1 pseudogene is annotated in these 229 nt (G+C 33.2%); it reads left to right on the plus strand.

Annotated elements, in window-relative coordinates:
* Positions 1–229 (plus strand): annotated as a pseudogene (locus GJQ66_RS14470) (hypothetical protein); the annotation flags it as partial.

Here is a 229-nt window from a genome sequence, read left to right on the forward strand (position 1 = left end):
TACGGCACAGTTAAATAATGAAACCATTTATATTGGAAATAGAAGTTTATTTGAGGAGCACCTCTCCATTAGTTTACCCGATGATTTATCAAACAGTTTAAATGAATTGGAGTCAAATGGAAATACTGCGATGATAGTAAAAAAAGAAGAAATGTTTCTGGGTATTATTGGACTGATGGATACTCCAAAAGAAGAGGCTGAATCTGTTATTAAAAGTTTGCGGAAGTAC

The organism is Microbacterium sp. ZXX196, assembly GCF_009709595.1.
Taxonomy (GTDB): domain Bacteria; phylum Actinomycetota; class Actinomycetes; order Actinomycetales; family Microbacteriaceae; genus Microbacterium; species Microbacterium excoecariae.